At 48.7% G+C, this 18,150-nt stretch carries 11 protein-coding genes and 1 tRNA gene; 8 read left to right on the forward strand and 4 right to left on the reverse strand.

Annotation, left to right across the window (positions count from 1 at the left end; translation table 11 throughout):
* Positions 1-89 precede the first annotated feature (89 nt).
* The 3 genes from ACN0YH_RS20810 (at position 90) to ACN0YH_RS20820 (ending at position 6,697) form a co-directional block, all read left to right on the forward strand.
* Positions 90-950 carry a 3-keto-disaccharide hydrolase gene (locus ACN0YH_RS20810; protein WP_417381517.1) on the forward strand — a complete coding sequence of 287 codons (861 nt, stop codon included), beginning with the start codon at positions 90-92 and terminating at the stop codon, positions 948-950.
* Positions 951-1,111: 161 nt separating this feature from the next.
* Positions 1,112-4,573 (forward strand): PVC-type heme-binding CxxCH protein, encoded by a 3,462-nt coding sequence (locus ACN0YH_RS20815; RefSeq protein ID WP_417381518.1) that lies wholly within the window; start codon positions 1,112-1,114, stop codon positions 4,571-4,573.
* Between the two features lie 51 nt (positions 4,574-4,624).
* Positions 4,625-6,697 carry a CehA/McbA family metallohydrolase gene (locus ACN0YH_RS20820; protein WP_417381519.1) on the forward strand — a complete coding sequence of 691 codons (2,073 nt, stop codon included), beginning with the start codon at positions 4,625-4,627 and terminating at the stop codon, positions 6,695-6,697.
* On the opposite strand, the gene ACN0YH_RS20825 is transcribed toward ACN0YH_RS20820, so the two are convergent.
* Positions 6,694-7,800 (reverse strand): sialidase family protein, encoded by a 1,107-nt coding sequence (locus ACN0YH_RS20825; RefSeq protein WP_417381520.1) that lies wholly within the window; start codon positions 7,798-7,800, stop codon positions 6,694-6,696. The genes ACN0YH_RS20820 and ACN0YH_RS20825 overlap by 4 nt on opposite strands.
* 274 nt (positions 7,801-8,074) lie before the next feature.
* Between ACN0YH_RS20825 and ACN0YH_RS20830 the strand changes: the two genes are divergently transcribed.
* The 3 genes from ACN0YH_RS20830 to ACN0YH_RS20840 all read left to right on the forward strand — a co-directional run bounded on the left by ACN0YH_RS20830 (position 8,075) and on the right by ACN0YH_RS20840 (position 11,140).
* Positions 8,075-8,148 (forward strand) — tRNA-Ile (locus ACN0YH_RS20830).
* 296 nt (positions 8,149-8,444) lie between these two features.
* Positions 8,445-9,617, forward strand: coding sequence for a GNAT family N-acetyltransferase (locus tag ACN0YH_RS20835; protein ID WP_417381521.1), 1,173 nt, complete (start codon positions 8,445-8,447; stop codon positions 9,615-9,617).
* A 350-nt stretch (positions 9,618-9,967) separates the two neighbouring features.
* On the forward strand, positions 9,968-11,140 hold the full coding sequence (locus ACN0YH_RS20840) for a GNAT family N-acetyltransferase (RefSeq protein WP_417381522.1): 1,173 nt from the start codon (positions 9,968-9,970) through the stop codon (positions 11,138-11,140).
* An 85-nt stretch (positions 11,141-11,225) separates the two neighbouring features.
* Here ACN0YH_RS20840 and msrA read toward each other — a convergent pair whose 3' ends face one another.
* A complete protein-coding gene (msrA, locus tag ACN0YH_RS20845) occupies positions 11,226-11,945 on the reverse strand; it encodes a peptide-methionine (S)-S-oxide reductase MsrA (protein WP_417381523.1) in 720 nt (239 codons plus the stop codon).
* A 118-nt stretch (positions 11,946-12,063) separates the two neighbouring features.
* Positions 12,064-13,266 carry an acyltransferase family protein gene (locus ACN0YH_RS20850; protein ID WP_417381524.1) on the reverse strand — a complete coding sequence of 401 codons (1,203 nt, stop codon included), beginning with the start codon at positions 13,264-13,266 and terminating at the stop codon, positions 12,064-12,066.
* Between the two features lie 464 nt (positions 13,267-13,730).
* Here ACN0YH_RS20850 and ACN0YH_RS20855 point away from each other — a divergent pair, with 464 nt between their 5' ends.
* Both ACN0YH_RS20855 and ACN0YH_RS20860 read left to right on the forward strand, forming a co-directional pair.
* Entirely contained in the window at positions 13,731-14,753 is a 1,023-nt protein-coding gene (locus ACN0YH_RS20855) for a ferrochelatase (RefSeq protein WP_417381525.1), read from the forward strand.
* Positions 14,754-15,008: 255 nt separating this feature from the next.
* Positions 15,009-15,938, forward strand: a complete 930-nt coding sequence (locus ACN0YH_RS20860; protein WP_417381526.1) for a DUF1559 domain-containing protein — start codon at positions 15,009-15,011, stop codon at positions 15,936-15,938.
* A gap of 456 nt (positions 15,939-16,394) precedes the next feature.
* On the opposite strand, the gene ACN0YH_RS20865 is transcribed toward ACN0YH_RS20860, so the two are convergent.
* On the reverse strand, positions 16,395-17,732 hold the full coding sequence (locus ACN0YH_RS20865) for a DEAD/DEAH box helicase (protein WP_417381527.1): 1,338 nt from the start codon (positions 17,730-17,732) through the stop codon (positions 16,395-16,397).
* Positions 17,733-18,150 lie beyond the last annotated feature (418 nt).

An 18,150-nucleotide genomic window follows, 5' to 3' on the forward strand; every position in this document is an offset into this window, starting at 1 on the left:
AGTGTTGCGATACGATTAACTGCAATCGACTGCTGTATTGCAGCAGTGGCAATTCTGCATTGAGATCCTATTTTGAGAGAAGGCAAGTCATGAGTATTCGTTATAAGAAAATCGGCTGGGGGTTCTGTTTGTTCGTAGCATGTTCTCTACTCAGTCAGTCCAATGTTCTGGCACAGAAAAAGATTCAACCGGTTAAACCGAAGACATTACCAAAGCAGCTACCCAAAGAGGGAAGTATTACGGATGGGGCGATTGTCAAAATTTCCCCTGAAGATGCTTTACATCCAGGTTACACATCTCTGTTTAACGGCAAAGACTTTGCTGGCTGGAAAGTCCCTGAAGGAGACAACGGGCATTGGAAAGTGGTGGAAGGAGTCATTGATTACGATGCCCAGAGCGAAGCCAAAGGGGATAAAAATCTCTGGACCGAGAAAGAGTATGGCGACTTCATTATGAGCCTGGAATGGCGAATTAAAGAAACGACGGGCCTGTATAAAGTACCCATTGTACTAGCCGATGGTTCGGAGCTAAAAGATGCGAATGGTAACATGATTACCGTCGAACTTCCGAATGCCGATTCAGGGATTTATCTGCGTGGAACACCGAAAGCCCAGGTCAATATCTGGTGCTGGCCCATTGGTTCGGGTGAAGTCTATTCCTACCGTCGTAATCAATCGGTTTCTCCCGAAGTCCGTGCAGGTGTGACTCCCAAGGTCAACGCCGACAAACCGGTGGGGGAATGGAATAAGTTTATTATCATCATGGTCAAAGATCGTCTGACCGTCATTTTGAACAATGAAATGGTTCTGGAAAACGCGCAACTACCTGAGGTGCCGGAAAAAGGTCCGATTGCCTTTCAGCATCATGGCGGTAAATTGAAGGATGGGACATTCAGCCCCGCCAGCAGCCTGATGCAGTTCCGCAATATTTATATCAAAGAACTTGATTAACTCCTGATTGATTCTGCTGAATTGATCCTTTACGATTGAACCCGTCTGCTGTCACTTCCGGTGCCTACAGCAGGCGGGTTTTTTCTTTTTGAAGATTCACAGGTGAAGTAACGATGATACAGAATTTTCGAGTCTCCTGGTTGTGTCTTAGCTGGTGTCTCATGGCACCTTCAATATTATTTGCTCAGAAGACAGGTAATCCGTTTCGGGAGTACATTCGCCCAACGGAACCGCTGACCCCACAGGCAGAGCAGGAGTCTTTCATATTGCCTCCTGAGTTTGAGATTCAGTTGTTCGCAGCCGAGCCTGAGATACAGAAGCCGTTGAATATGGCATTTGATATCAAAGGTCGGCTCTGGATCACGGAATCTTCTGAATATCCATACCCGGCAAAAGCAGGAGAACAGGGGAAAGACGCGATCAAGATTCTGGAAGATACGAACGGCGATGGTCGAGCAGATAAAATAACGACGTTCGTGGAAGGGCTGAATATTCCGATCGGTCTGTATCCTTATCGAAAGGGAGTCATTGCATTCAGTATCCCCGATATCTCATATTATGAAGATACAGACGGGGATGATCGCGCAGACAAGGTTACAAAATTGTATGGGCCCATGGGATTTGAGCGTGATACACATGGAATGAATAACTCATTTCGACGGGGGTTTGATGGCTGGTTATACGCCAATCACGGCTTTAATAACCAGACCCAGGTGAGTGGCAGTGACGGACATGTCGTTTCGATGCAGTCTGGGAATACCTATCGGATGCGGCTGGATGGTTCACGGATTGAACATTTTACTCACGGACAGGTGAATCCGTTTGGTTCCACCTTTGATGAAAAGGGAAACCTGTTTACCGCGGACTGCCATTCCAAGCCGATCTACCAGATTCTGCGAGGAGGATATTATCCGAGTTTTGGCAAACCGCATGACGGTCTAGGATTCGTTAAACCGATGATGGACCATCTGCATGGTTCAACAGCAATTGCCGGTGTGGAAATTATTTCTGCTGAACAGTATTCCCAGGACTATCGGGGCGATTTCTTCAGTGGGAACGTGATGACGAGCCGCATCAATCGGAATTCTCCCGTGTATCATGGTTCCACTATCACCGCGCAGGAAGAACCGGATTTCCTGAGCTCGACCGATCCCTGGTTTCGCCCGGTAGATATTCGCCAGGGACCCGATGGTGCGCTGTACGTAGCCGATTTCTATAACAAGATCATTGGACATTATGAGGTACCCCTCGCTCATCCAGGACGAGATCGCTACCGGGGACGAATCTGGCGTATTGTCTGTAAAAATAAAGATCATTCTCCGGTTGACTATTCGAAAATGAATGTCGAGCAGTTGATAGCAGCTCTCGGCTCATCGAATCTGACGACGAGAACTCTGATCACGGATTACCTCTCTGATCATACAGAACTGGAGGTAGCAGGTCCGTTACAGAAAGCGGTGCGCGAAGCGAAACAGCCGATGATCGTTGTGCATGCTCTGTGGACATTATTTCGTCGAGATGTGTTGACCGATAATCTGTTGGCGGATGCTTTGGCGAGTCCATCGGATCTGATCCGGATTCACACAGCGAAAATACTGACAGAACGAAAATCATGGAGCCTTTTCCACCGTCAGCGGATGGTAGATGCATTGGGAGATGAAAATGCGTTTGTGCAACGAGCTGCCGCGGAAGCGCTGGGACTGCACCCTGCGTTAGAAAATATTCCGGCTCTGTTCGCGTTGCATAAACAGATTCCTGCTGAAGACCATCATCTGGAATATGTTGTGAGACGGGCATTGATGCTGCAGATTCGGAATGCGGATATTCTGAAGCAGCTGGACTGGAAAGCATTGACTTCCAAGCAGCGCAGCGAACTGGCATCACTGTCGCTGGCTGTGCCCACATCGCAGGCAGCAATGTACCTCGTTTATTATCTGCAGACCTCCCAGGTAGATCCAGAGAAACAACCTGATTACTTCAGACATGTAATACGATACTTACCTACTGAGAAGTTATCTGAGATCATAAAACTGGCACGAGCTCAACTGTCAGAGAATCCCGATTTACAGGTGGAAATTATCAAAGCGGTTTTAGAGGGATATCAGCAGAAAGGTTTGGACATTGATTCGGCACTCATTGACTGGGCGATCCAGCTGACTCAACAGTTGCTGGTGGAAAAAGAAAAGCAGTCCTTTCAATGGATCAATTTACCATTTAACGAAGAGAACATTGACTATCCCTGGACTTGGCAGCAGAGGGCATCTGCTGACGGGAAACAGTCTGCGCCTTTTATCTGCAGCTTACCTGCCGGAGAGCAGGCGACCGGTCGACTGATTTCGAGACCGTTTCGCATTCCCGCTCAATTGAGTTTTTACCTGGCCGGTCATGCGGGTTTTCCGAAGCAACCCGATAATGGATTGAATTTTGTGCAATTGCGAAGTTTCGATGATTATCGAATACTCAAACGAGTCGGCGTGCCACGAAAAGTTCTGGCGCAGCGGGTGAATTGGGATCTGAATGAATTTGCAGACACAGAGGGATATCTGGAAGTCGTTGACAGTGATAACGGAAAGGCCTATGCCTGGCTGGCGATTGGGCGATTTGAACCTGAAGTGATTTCAATTCCCCACCAGAGTATGCAACAGCAAATCAGCCGGTTGTCCGCGTCTGCTTTTCTTGTCGAACAGTTTCAGATTAATGCAGCCCGCCAGGATCTGGTTACTCTATTGGCTGACCCATATCTCGACCCTAAACTGAAAAATGAACTGGCTTCAGCGGTGATGGCCCTGGATGGAACTGACGTGTTTTTGCCTCTGTTTCCGTTGCCAGTTCCACGAAATCCTGCTGCAGGCAGCTTTCAACAGGATGTAATCCAGGCAGTTATTGGGCAGAAGCAGGACCAGGTTGATGTACTATTGCAGCGCGCATTCAAGATGTATCCTTCCCGTCTCCAGACGGAATTAGGTGGAAAGGTGTCTCAACAACCCGGAGGCATTGAGCGACTGATCGTGTATGCAGAACAGGGGAAAATATCACCACAGTTACTGACAGAACCAGCGATCCAGCATCAGATTCAGCAATCAGCTGATCCAGAGCTTAAACGTCGAATGGAAATACTGCTCAACAAATTGCCTGCCCGTGGGAAAAAGACACAGGAACATATTGTCAAACATTTAAAATCACATGGATCATTTCAGTTATCTGTCGAAAACGGTCGGGCGGTCTTTGAAAAAAACTGTGCTGTCTGTCACCAGTTGTTCGGCAAAGGTGCGGTTGTGGGACCACAGTTGGATGGCATTGGTAACCGGGGACTGGAGCGACTGCTGGAAGATGTCCTGGATCCGAATCGTGCAGTGGACATCAACTTTCGAACGACGACAGTCATCACGGATGCCGGGCGTATCTTCTCCGGTTTGAAGCGGCGGGAGGAAGGGGCGCTGCTGGTGTTCGTTGATAATAAAGGGAAAGAGTTTACGATTGCAAAAAACGAAATTGACGAGCAGCAGCAGTCACCTCTTTCGTTGATGCCTGCTAATTTGCTGGAGATACTTACGCCGCAACAACTGCACGATCTGTTAGCCTATCTCCTGCAAAGTACAATAAAAGAAACGACAAGTCACTGATCTGGTCAGGTCTTCAAGAATCATCTTTATTCCGAACGAAAGTTGCTCGCCATGCCGGCCTTACATTTCCTGACGCTGATGCTGTGCCTGATTTTTTCTCAAGCTGTGCTGGCTGCAGATCCCGTGATCATTACCGAGCAGTTGGTTCATTTGCGCCATTCGGGGGACCGTGAATGGACATCATTTCCGGAAAAGGACCAGGGCAAAGAGCTGTCTCTACGTTTTAATGCAAAGTCAAATTCCAGTGAAACCATTTTATTTTTACGGCAACAGGATGTCAAACAGACCTGGAATGTTGAACTGAATGGCAAAAGTCTGGGGAAACTGGTTCGGCATGAACAGGATCAGCAATTGCTATTATCCATTCCACCAGGCACGGTAAAAACAGGCGTCAATGAATTGCGGATTTATCAGTCAGGAAAAATAATTCCCGATGACATCCGCGTAGGTGAAATTGTACTACTGCCTGAACCAGCTTCAGAGTTTCTGTCGGAGACGCAGTTATTGATCAAAGTTGTTGACAAAGAATCGAATCAGCCTGTGCCCTGTCGCATCACAATTGTGAATGCAGAGGGAACCCTGGTGGCGACCTCCGCTCAGTCGAATCAAAGTCAGGCGGTGAGGACGGGAGTGATCTATACTCGCGACGGGAAAACGCAATTCGAGTTGCCGGCGGGGGAATACACCGTTTATGCCGGTCGAGGGTTTGAGTACGGAATCGATCAGCGTCAACTGATTCTGAAAAAGGGAGATCAAAAGCAGATCGAACTCAAGATTGGCCGGGAGGTGGATACATCGGGTTATGTGAGTTGTGATACACACATTCATACGCTGACTCATTCCGGGCACGGTGACTGTTCGATGGAAGAACGCATGCTGACCCTGGCAGGAGAGCAGATTGAATTTCCGATTGCCACGGATCATAACAAACAGATTAACTATCAACCGCTCGCACGAAAATTAAAGGTAAGACAATATTTCACGCCCGTGATCGGCAATGAAGTTACAACCAGATGGGGACACTTCAATGTGTTTCCAGTCCGGGAAGAGGGGCCAGTTCCCGATCATAAACTTCCTGGCTGGGACGGGATTTTTGAGAGCATTCTGACAACCCCTGATGTGCAGGCTGTGATTTTGAATCATGCCCGTGATATTCATTCCAACTACCGTCCGTTTGATTCGAAAAACCATCTCAGTCTGACGGGCGAGAACCTGGAAGGATGGCGGTTACAGGCAAATGCGATGGAAATCATCAATTCAGAGGCCACACAAACCGACTTCATACAACTATATCATGACTGGTTTGGTCTGTTGAACCGGGGCGTTTTATTAACTCCGGTTGGTTGCAGTGATTCGCATGATGTGAGTCGTTATATCGTAGGGCAGGCACGGACGTATATTCAAGCAGAAGACAAAGATCCTGCAAAGATAGATACTGCTCAGACGATTCAGAATTTTGTGAACGGGAAGGTACTACTCTCTTACGGACTTTTCACACAGATCAAGGTCAATGACCAATATGGACCGGGGGAACTGGTCCCTCATACGAAAGAGTGGGAGTTGAGGCTGACTGTTGCCGGACCCTCATGGGTGACAGCAGAACAAATCCAACTGTATGCGAACGGAGTGTTAATTCGCAGTGAGCAGATCAAGTCCCAGAAGGGGGGAGGCATAAAGTGGCAGGGGACCTGGAAGCTGAAACAGCGACCTCACGATTGTTTTCTGGTAGCGGTGGCGACAGGCCCCGGCGTGTCCGCGCCGTACTGGCAGTTCGCGAAACCGTACCAGCCTGATTCTCCAGAATTTGAATCGCAGGTTGTAGGATCAACGGGGGCGGTCTGGATCGATGTCGACGACGATGGTAAAAAAACGACTGCTTTTGAGTATGCAGAACGATTGGTGAAACAGCATGCAGAAGATCTGAATAAATTGTTCAAGCAACTGGATGGCTACGATCAGGCAGTCGTCATGCAGGTCGCCAGTCTGTTAAGAACGCGTGGCCTGGAGCCATTTGATCCGAAACTGACAAAAGCGTTGCGCAGTGCATCAAAGACCGTACAACTTGGATTTGCCCTGTATGGGGAAGCCTGGCGTGCCAGCCAGATCGCCCGCAATACCAATTAACGTTCGATTGCCTGTAATGCGTTCAATGGTGTGCGAACAAAGAATATGCCGGGACCGCCGGTTTGTTTGGGATCCAGATCATAAAACAGTGTGCCCAGGGTGTTATCATCAATCTGCACCGTTCTTGGCCAGCCTCGACCTTTAATCGGGCGACCGGGATTATAAATAATGATGGCGTGATCTTTGTCCCATGTCTGACCTGCATCGTGGGAGAGTTGCAGTTCATAAGCCCATTCATCATCCCGGCCGACACCATACAGGATCGATGTAAGTACGACGGGTCCCTGTTTCAAAGTGGTCAGGTCATAACCGGCGACACCAAAATAGGGGAGTGACTGCAGGGCTTGCCAGGATTGTCCCTGATCGCTCGAACACAGTCCATACACCATCTTGCCGGGTTTCCCGGATGGGACGGGAGCGTGGCTCTGTGGCGCTCCGCTGATGAGGGTATTCTGGTTTGTTCGGACGAGAGGCACCATACCGTGATTGCGACCATCGCCGAAAGGAGCAATCGTATTCTTACTGCGGTTATATATCACCGTGCGATCATAGAAGGGGCAGACCCAGTGGTTGGCATCGAGTTCGAGAATCGGGTGTCGCAGACAGGTGTAGTTGGTATAGTCATCCAGTCGGATCTCCGTGACAGGAGACCAGGTCACGCCATGGTCTTTGGAGGTGCAGAATTGAGGTACGCGCCAGCGACGTGTGCCTTCTACGCGGTAGCAGGACCAGTGCAGGACAATTTCGCCATTTTTGAGTGTCGTGAGTGAACCCGGATAAATAGAGCACGCTTTAATTGTGGGAATGGGATGACTGGCCGACCAGGTCAGACCGCCATCGGTTGAGCGGGCGAGCAGCAGTTCTTTCCCACCCCCACCATTTTTATTATAGACTGCCAGCAGATCTCCATTCGTAGCACGACAGAGGGCAGGGTGAATGTGTCCGCCAACCACGGAGCCAACACGAATGGGAGTTCCCGGAGCCGTGGGAGCATTTTCCGCTTTGATCTGGAGAGGGACGATTCCGAAAATCAGACAAAGACTGCAAAATATCCGCAGGTGAATCGGAAAGCGACGGCTGGCTGATTGAGAGACTGAGTGCATACGGGAAGCGGGCCTCCAATTATGGACTGGGAATAATCCCGAAAAAACGAATGCTGCTACGATCCTGTTTACCGTGGCTCGTGTCAGACTTCAACAGACGAGTAAAATTGACGGAAAGTTAAACAGGAATGCCGCTTTCAACTCTTGTTGCTTTGACAGTCAGAAGGAGGTCCAGTAAGCTATCAGCCTTACATTTCCACGTAAAATATCAGCAGGGACTGAACAGTATCTGCTACCAGAATGATCGCGGTAAATGGTAATCTGAAAACAACTTGGGGCCGTAGCTCAATCGGTTAGAGCAGCAAACTCATAATTTGTTGGTTACAGGTTCGAGTCCTGTCGGCCCTATTTTTCTTTTCTTGTTGCCTGATATTGCAGTCCCTCTCTTTCTGAGTACTTCATTGTACTTTTCATATCGCTTGTCAGTCATCTCTGTCTGATCTCTCCATTTCCCGTCCTGAATCGATCCGCAGTTTCGGTTTAATTCTGAAATTCGTTAAAAACTGACCTCGGTATTTTCCCTCTTTTGGCCAGACGCATTTGGCAATCAGTGTTCGCAACGTAGGCTTGAGAGACGAACTGGGAGCCCGTAATGCGCTGACTGCAGCATGTGATTATTAAAAGATACAAGAGAAGACCCCGCCATGGCAGACGTAACTGAACTGAATGAAATCGAAGCATTAAGCGACTATCGAAGTGACTGGACCCGGCTGCTTGCTATCACGCCGGGGGGGACGTTTTTCCGATCCCGGGAATGGCTAGAGGTTTACTGGAAACATTTTGCTGCCGATCAGAAATTACGTGTGCTGATCGTGCGCGAGAATGGTGAAGTCACAGGAATCGTGCCTCTCTGCTGGAAAAAAATCAAATCCAAATTCGGGCCCTGTCGGATCTTAACTTTTCCTTTCGATGACTGGGGAAGTTTTTATGGTCCGGTTTCAGCCGACCAGGAATCAACGTGGAGATCTGCTTTGGATTATCTACAGCATTCAAAGCGTGACTGGGATTTGATCGATCTGCGGTGTGTCGAAACGGATGGCTTTGATGGGGGGGCGACCGAACGGGCATTCCAGGCGGAAAATATGGAGTTTGAAAAGTTCCTGTGGGAGCAGGCGATGTATGTGGATCTCAGCCAGTCGTGGGAAGAGTATCTGGCTGCCCGCCCTCGAAAGGCCCGCCAGACCTATACGCGGGCTGAACGAAACCTGCAGGCCCAAGGTGATATTGAACATCTGCGGTATCGTCCGCGCGGAGAAGTGTTTGGCGAGAGTGATCCACGCTGGGACCTCTATGAGATGTGCGAACAGATTGCTGCCAAAAGCTGGCAGGGGTCTTCAACGACCGGAACTACAATTACGCATGAGAATGTAAATCAGTTTTTTCGCGATACCTACGAAAGCGCGGTGCGAGCCGGAGCATTCGATTTGAACCTGATCTTTCTATCCGGTCAACCGGCTGCGTTCAGCTACAATTTCGTCCAGAACGGTCTGATCAATGGTTTGCGCATGGGGTATAATCCTGAAGTCTCTGATCAGGGACTGGGGAGGTTGCTGGTGGGACGCATTCTGCATGACAGTATGGATCGGGGTGATCTGCTACTGGATGTCGGGACTGGGGCCGTGGATGCCAAGAAATACTGGTACACATCCATCGAAAACAGTTATCGCTATGTGTATTACTCGCCAGCATCCCCGATTGGAAATGTTTTACGCCTGAGTCATCAGGTGGCGAACTGGTTTCGGGATCGATTTACCAGCAGTGACACAGGTCTGCAGCAGGATTTGCAGGGCCAGAATGTACCGGTGAAACAACACTGAGACAGTTGGCGTCGAATAAGTTGCAGGAAAGTCATCAAGGGGGGGATCGCAATGATCTGGTTCAGGCTCCGAATTATAAAACCGGTATGTCCTGCCTGAATTGAAAATATTTTATTCGCTATAACCGTCATAGTTCGTCATCGCAAATCAGTTTTCACATTGAAGTAAGAATTCGACGAGGTGAAACACCGCTATTCCCGGTGTACGCAAGCTAAGTTTCAACAACCTATGAAAATCAGGCTGCTTAAAGGATGTGGATCTCGACGATCATTTCCGGTTTTGTTGCAGTTGTTATGATTTCATTTCCAATTTGATCGTGAGCTGAACGGCGAAGCTGGAACGAGAGACAGATGTCAGATGTTATTGAATTGAACGAGATCGAAGCGCTTGCCGACTATCAGAGGGACTGGTCGCGGTTACTTGAAGTTACTCCGGGGGGAACCTTTTTCCGTTCACTGGAATGGTTGCAGGTTTACTGGAAACATTTTGCTGAAGATCAGATATTAAGAGTTCTGATTATTCGAGACGGTAACCAGGTGTCGGGAATCGTTCCTCTTTGCGTGCGTCGAATTAAATCAAAGTTTGGACTCTGTCGGATATTAACTTTTCCTTTCGATGACTGGGGCAGCTTTTATGGTCCGGTGTCCGCCAATCAGAAAACAACATTACGTACTGCCTTAAATTATATTCAGCAGTCCCGGCGCGACTGGGACCTGATCGACCTGCGCTGTGTGGACAGTGCCGGATTTGACCGTGGATCAACAGAACAGGCATTACAGTCAGAGAATATTTCCTTCGAACGACTTTTGTGGTGTCAGACTGCATGCGTAGATCTGAAGCAGAACTGGAATCAGTATCTGGAATCCCGCTCGACCAAAGCCCGCAAAACGTACCTGGGTTCTGAAAAACGTGTGCAGCAGGAAGGGGATGTGGAATATCTCAGATATCGCCCTTCTGGGGTGGAACAGGGGGAAAGTGATCCACGCTGGGACTTATACGACCAGTGTGAAGAGATTGCCCGCCAGAGCTGGCAGGGGAGATCAACAACGGGGACCACGTTATCTCATGAAAGTGTGTCGCTTTTTTTTCGTGATGCACATGAACGGGCTGCCCAGGTCGGCGCCGTTGATCTGAATCTGCTTTATGTTGCAGGTCGCCCGGCCGCTTTCAATTATAATTATGTCAATGCTGGACTTATTTACTCTCTGCGGATGGGCTTTGATCCCCGAATTTCCATCAAAGGAGCAGGCTGCGTTCTAATGGGGCGCATGATCAAAGACAGCATGCAGCGCGGGGACCGGATTCTGGATATTGGCCCTGGTTCACTTGATGCAAAGAAGAACTGGTACACATCGGTTGAGAACAGTTACCGCTATGTGCACTATTCTGCGACATCCGTGACCGCTAAGCTGATGCAGCTCAGTCATCAGTTTGCCGACTGGTATCGTGACCGGTTTTCAAATGAAGCCGTGGATGTGAGAAAAGTTACAGATAATTCTAAGTTATCAGCTACCTGGCGTTGAGATCTCAGTAACGTAAAGTAACGTCTGGACGCTTGAACTAACGTCAGTTTTGTAACGGAGATATCTGAATTCGCAGATTCAAGTATCATTCTTTCTCAGGTTCCGGTGTCTTCAGTTGATCAGCAAATTTGCTACGGAATTTTTCCAGCTTGGGGCGGATCACGTACTGGCAGTACTGATTTTCCGGATTGAGTTTGAAGTAATCCTGGTGATAATCTTCTGCCGGGTAGAATTTGTCGAATTCAGTGATCTCGGTCACAATAGGGCTCTTGAACTGGCCCGATTCATCAAGCTGTTTTTTATAAGCAGTCGCTTCTTCTTTTTGTTTTTCATTGTGGTAGAAAATCGCGGAACGGTATTGAGTGCCTACATCAGCTCCCTGGCGATTCAGAGTCGTAGGATCATGCGTTTCCCAGAAGGCCTTGAGAATATCAGTCAAGGCGATCTGTTGCGGATCGAATGTGACCTGGATCACTTCTGCGTGGCCGGTGGTACCGCTGCAGACGGCTTTATAGGTAGGGTTGTCTATTTTGCCACCAGAGTATCCGGAAACAGCTGATTTGACACCTTTCAATTCCCGAAAGACGGCTTCCGTACACCAGAAACAGCCTGAGCCCAGCGTGACGACTTCCAGGCCATCATCTTCCTGTGCAACGGAAGCTACCTGTGATTGTGGCTGCTCTTCTGCGATGGCGACGGGGCGGTCTTCGATGGAAATGGATTTCTCACAACCACTGATCAATGCAAAGAGTGTCGTGAATGATAATCCAATAAAAATCAGGAGTGGTAATTGTGAAATCGTCATGACACCTTTATCCCTCGTTTTGTATGCCAGAAAAGTTCAGAGTTCGTAGAACGCCTGAAGTATTTTAGGCAATGGGCGACTTGAAGGACAGGGAGAAAGTGGTTCTGCCAGCCGGACTTTATTTACCGTTGAACATAAATCGCAGGGTTTTGAATCGTAAGATCAGAAAATGATGAATTGATAGCGTGATAGCAATCGTTGCCAGTTCGACCATAAGAAATTTGTAGCCAATTGCAATCTGTACATTGAGCAACAGGTATCCCATCACGATGACACACAGGTGGTGAAACAGATAAATCGAATAGGATGCATCGGACAGATAGCGGAAGACCAGGGAGTCCCGGTTCATGAACTTATAAAACAGGACGTAGCAGATGTGGCTTGAGAGGGCAAATATCAGGCCTGTCGAATAGATCCGCAAAAAACTTTCCTGGCTCAAACCGTGGGCATTTGCCAGTAGATGATGTGTCAGAATCGCCAGAACCAGTGCGCCCCATTCCCAGCGGGCGATGGTATGAAATTCATCCTGCAGGAATCGGTCATGAAAGAGCCAGAGCCCTACCAGATAGTAGGGGAGATAGACCATGAAATCTTCTAAATTTAACAGGCCACAAAACAGGGAACCATGGAAAATATCAGGGGCCAGTCGGGCAGCGACAGACCAGGAGATGTCAGCCAGCGGAAGTAAAAATAGAAAATAGCAGTTTTTTCGCAGACCACTGAGATAGCGAGCAAAATGGGATAACCTGCTGAAATGATTTTTCAATGCGAACAGTGTGATCCCAACAGCAAAAAACTGCACCAGAGTCAACAGGAACCAGAGGTGCGAGACCCAATCGCCGGCGATCCATTTCTGGGGGAGAACCTGAGTCAAAAAGTGAGTGACCGTCATGGGGTTATGTTGCAGGATGGTCGTACGGAAATACAACTCAATGGAGTTGATCAGGACGGCGGTACAGAAGAGAGGTACCAGGATGCGGGTCAGTCGAACGCGTGTAAAAGTGCCGATACCATATTTTTTTAAACTCATCATCGAGAAGAAACCGGCGATAATGAAGAATGCGGGCATACGAAAGGCATGGATAACAGAATCGAGGATGGCAAAAAAAACGGATTTATGAGAATCAGAAACGATCCAGTGGTCACCTGACGAATAGATTAATGCGCCATGCAGTACGACACCCAGCATCATCAAAATCGAACGCATCGAGTCCATGTAGTAAAAACGTGTGGAAGCTGTCTGGATTTGAGGACTGGCCGACTGCGTCTGTTGACGTAAACCGGGTGTTTCCGGGAGTTCCCGTACGGTATGAGGGGTCATCCGAATCTATGCCTGTAATGAGTTGGGAGTATGAGCGATGATTGTTATTGGCGGCGGGTATGACTATTTATACCCACTGACAATAAATCAGATCGGCATAATTTGAAGAGAAAACCTGTTTGTCAGGCTGAGTTATGCAGGAGCGTGGATTAATCCTTAGAACCTGACTATTTGCAATTCTGTTCCTGTGAAATTTTCCTGGCTGTTGCTAAACGGCATCGTTATCTAATGCTGACCTTACTGGAGGATGGTTGCAGTCACGGTATCTGAATTTGGCGGGGGGACTCAATGTGATTCAACTGATCAACACCATCTTGAAATAATTTTGTGTTTGGAGTGGTATTTTTTCAGTCGCGGGCTACAAATAAAAAGGAATTCACAGTCGCTGAATCGAATAAATGTCCAGTGTTTTGGAATAGATGCCAGTATTCTCTGGAGAGCAGGGCAGGAAAGTAAAGTCTTCGATGAGTAATTCGTATGATGCCATTATCGTTGTATCGTTTGGTGGCCCGGAAGGGCCTGACGATGTCATTCCCTTTCTGGAAAACGTACTTCGTGGCAAGAATGTGCCTCGCGAGCGGATGCTGGAAGTCGCCGAGCATTATCAGCATTTTGGTGGCGTAAGCCCGATTAACGAACAGAATCGGGCTTTAATCCGGGCTCTGGAGCAGGAACTGGCAGAGCATGGTCCTCAGCTCCCCATCTATTGGGGGAATCGGAACTGGGACCCGCTGCTGGTAGAGACGCTGTCCCAGATGAAAGCAGATGGCGTTCAACGGGCACTGGCATTTTTTACCTCTACTTTCAGTTCGTATTCAGGCTGCCGACAATACCGGGAAGACATTCAACGTGCCCAGGTAGAAGTAGGGGCAGGCGCGCCCGAAGTTGATAAACTGCGTGTGTTTTTCAATCATCCCGGCTTTATCGAAGCATCAGTGTCCCGGACACAGGAAGCGTTAAATCAGATCCCGGAGGAAAGACGAGAACAGGCAACGATTCTCTATTCAGCCCATAGTATTCCGATGGTGATGGCGGCCGGCTGTCGTTACGAAGTTCAATTACAGGAGTCAGCTCGCCTGGTCAGTGATAGACTGGGGAAGCACCCCTGGCATCTGGTCTATCAGAGTCGCAGTGGTCCTCCTCACCAGCCGTGGCTGGAACCGGATATCTGTGATTTTATCAGGGAACTGGGGGCGAAAGGGGATGTCAAGGATCTTGTAGTCGTACCTCTTGGATTTGTCTCTGATCATATGGAAGTGTTGTTTGATCTGGATACCGAGGCTAAAGATGTGAGTCAAGAACTGGGAATTAATCTGGTCCGCGCAAAAACTGTGGGAGTTCATCCCCGGTTTATCACAATGATTAGAGAGCTGATCGAAGAGCGGATCAGTGGTACGGAGGAACGTCCTGCGCTGGGTGACCTGGGGCCAAGCCACGATGTCTGTCCCATTGACTGCTGTTTACGCACGGTAGAGAAGCCACGTTGAAACTTCAGGTTCAGAGGAACGCATTGTAAGGATTAAAGGGTGGATGTGTACATAAGAATCAGGAAACATCCGGTTTCCGAGAATCTTAGACATTGTCAGGGGGTCAATTCGACTCGATACTTTGAATCAGTAAGTAATACAGCGCCCACCCTGCCATTGTTTTCCTGAAACATCCTGCCTGGCAGATTTACTTGCCCCTGACTGAATCCCACCTGCGTTTTCTTAAGTAATTCTTATCATGTAAGAGGAGTCCCCATGTCTACATCTCACAAGCGAGGTTTTACGCTCATTGAGTTGTTAGTTGTCATTGCCATTATCGCGATCCTGATTGCCTTGTTGCTGCCTGCGGTTCAGCAGGCCCGTGAAGCCGCCCGGCGCTCGACATGTAAAAATAATCTGAAGCAGATCGGTATCGCATTACATAACTACCATGATACGCACGTCACGTTTCCCTATGGTCATATGGAAGTTCAGGCTGGGAATTATAATCCCTCTTCACCTTATGGGACGCATCTCTGGCGCGATACATGGGCACACCAGATCTTACCATATGTAGACCAGGCACCTTTATATAACAAGTATTCAGCCAGCACGGCGACTCACGTGCATCTTGTAACGGACCCGACAATTTATAAGGCCGTCGTTCCCATTTATATGTGCCCTTCCGATCCTTCAACACCTGGAAATGCAGACTCAGCCGGGCGTTCGCAGGGGAGCTATATCGGTTCAGCAGGTAACGTCGCGGTGACGACTGGTGCAAATCTGAACGGTATATTTTCGGAGAATTCTAAAACCAAGCTTCGTGATCTTAAGGATGGCTCATCGAATACCATCATGGTTTCAGAAATCATCATCCGAGGCAACGCCGCCACAACGACATACTGGGGCTGTCCTGGTTGTTACGGGATTGGAGGCGCCCATGGTGAGATGACCTTTTCAACGCGCGAAGTGCCGAATACACCAGTACCGGATCAGAACTATGCCTGTAAAACAACGACTTGGCCCAATTCTCCTTGCGTAGTGAATACCGGTACTAAATATAACTTTGCCCGCAGTTATCATGTGGGGGGCGTGCATGCTTTACTTGCTGACGGAGCAGTACGCTTTATTTCTTCCAATATCGATCGTCCCACATTCCAACATCTGGGTGACAAACAGGATGGTCAGGTACTGGGTGAATTCTAGGACGTGACACATTTACCATAGTGTTCCTCGTACTACGATCCCTGGTCCAAAGTCCTCTGAAGACGTTCCAGTAAAACAGGACACAATCTAATCAGCTTGAACGAGATCCATCAATCGGGTTTGTATCAGAAGCAAATAAAAAAGACCGGAAGCCTGTTTGACTTCCGGTCTTTTTTTTATCGTTTCCATCTTACAAGGAAGACTGGTCCTCTGGTTCGTTGTAGTTCCCTGGTTCCATGTCCTCCTGGAATGGGGGGCGAACTTCAATTCCCTGTTTAATATTGTTGCGACGGACTCGCTTAGCCTCGGCTTTTGCCTTTTTAATTGCTTCACGCTGACGTTTGGCAAAAGTATTTTGGTTTTTTGCGATAATAACTCTCCTGGTAAAGATCTAGGTTTTAGCGTGTGTTCAATAGTGTATCTGAATTAATGCAGCCGTCAGAGGAAGCTCTCAATCTAACTGGTTTGTTGAGAACGTGCTTTGATGTGCCGCCACTTGGATCGCTTCTGCCCTGGTTTGCCTTTATTAGCTTCGGTTGCCGCTTCAGCCGCACGACGACTTCTACGACGCGGAGGCCGTGCCCCTTTGGCTGCCTGCTGTCTGACGTTGGCGGCTTGTCTGCCTCTCCGGGGTTCCGGTTCGAGTTTTTCCGCTTTCAGTCCCGCCTGCGAATGCTCTTTAGAAACGGGAACTTTCTGTCCAATCAGCCTTTCAATGGATCGCAATTCCTTCCGTTCGCTTTCACTGCAGAATGAGATGGCGATTCCTTCTGCCCCTGCGCGACCTGTACGACCAATGCGGTGCACGTAGGCTTCCGGTTCCACGGGGAGATCGAAGTTGATGACATGGGTGATGCTATCGATGTCAATTCCGCGTGCTGCTACATCGGTGGCGACCAGAACCTGGACCTGTTTGCGTCGGAATGCCTCCAAAGCCTGCTGCCGGGCCCCCTGCGACTTATTGCCGTGAATGGCGGTGGCTTTGAATCCACTGCGTACCAGGCGTTGTGAAAGGGTGTTGGCAGTCCGTTTTGTTTTTGTGAAAACCAGTGCCCGTTCGACTTCATCACCGCCCAGGATTTTCTGCAGGAGCGGTTGTTTCAAATTGCGTTCCACAAACATAAGTTGCTGCTTAATTTTTTCAACGCTGGTTGTCTTGGGAGTCACATTGACTGTGACGGGTTTGTGCAGCAGGCTGTGTGCGAGTTCCGTAATTTTCGGTGCCAGTGTGGCTGAAAAGAATAATGATTGTCGTTTCGTTGGTAACTGACTGATGATTCGCTTGAGGTCAGGGAGGAATCCCATGTCGAGCATGCGGTCTGCTTCATCCAGAACAAAGACTTCCAGCTGATTCAGCTTGATGTGTCCCTGGTTCATCAGGTCGAGCAGACGCCCCGGGGTTGCAACCAGAATATGAGCGCCCCGTTTTAATGCTTTCACCTGATTACCTTGACCGACACCGCCGTAAATCAGAACCTGGCGTAATTTCAGGTGTCTGCCATACGCGTCGAAACTGTCCCCGATCTGAATAGCGAGTTCTCGCGTGGGAGCCAGTACCAGAGCAAGCGGGTGATGTGGGATTGATTTTCGACTGTTTTTTCCCAGTTGATGTAGTATCGGTAACGCCAGAGCTGCTGTTTTACCGGTACCTGTCTGGGCACACCCTAGAACATCACGTCCCTCCAGTGCGGCGGGAATCGTCTGTGCCTGGATGGGAGTAGGTGTTTTGTAGTTTTCTTCCACCAGTGCTTTTTGTACTGGTGCGATTAAATTGAGTTCTTGAAACGTATTCAATGTTCTGCCTTAATGTTTTTTATGGTCCTGTCTGCCGAAATCTGGCTTCATCATGTGGGACGAATTCTGTGAAATAACACAGATGACAAGACTGATATTGTTTGTAATTCGATTCGTTTGGGAAGACAAAGCGGAGGTACGCTGATTCACGATCATGTGAGTTTCATCGGTTCCGCCTGGTTGCAACGGTACACCTGGGAGTGTACGAGAGCAGGTGAATCGTTCGCCTGACTCTTCAGGGATTCGCTTGGGGGGAAGCAGGTAAGACCAGCTTGACCAAAAGCAAACGTCGCTTCTGTGGGAACTCTGGATAAACAAGAAAATCACAGAATTCAATGCGTCCACAACGACGCGGATGCTTAAGTCAGCGGTCAACACAACCGTTGGCAGTTAGCAGGGATGTGCAACAAACCAGCTG

Source organism: Gimesia sp. (genome assembly GCF_048262075.1).
Lineage (GTDB): Bacteria > Planctomycetota > Planctomycetia > Planctomycetales > Planctomycetaceae > Gimesia.